General features: G+C 33.2%; 1 protein-coding gene. It reads left to right on the forward strand.

Features of this window, described 5'->3' with window-relative positions:
• Positions 1–223: Fic family protein (locus tag HMPREF2904_RS09220; protein ID WP_141751212.1), on the forward strand; the 223-nt coding region annotated here is incomplete at both ends.

Genomic DNA, 223 nt, shown 5'->3' on the forward strand with positions numbered 1-223 from the left:
CTTTTATGTCAATACAATCTTTCAGTACTGCCCAAGCATATATAAACCGCCTTATTCATACCTATTATCAAACTGCTAATTCAAAAGATGAGATTATTAAACAATTAGCAAAAATTCTTGATAATCTTAATTATTTCCATCCCTTTCGAGAAGGGAATGGACGAACTCAACGAGAAGTCATTCGTTCCTTAGCATTATCAAAAGGATACTCTGCACAAATACG

This window comes from Streptococcus sp. HMSC072G04 (genome assembly GCF_001813295.1).
Taxonomy (GTDB): domain Bacteria; phylum Bacillota; class Bacilli; order Lactobacillales; family Streptococcaceae; genus Streptococcus.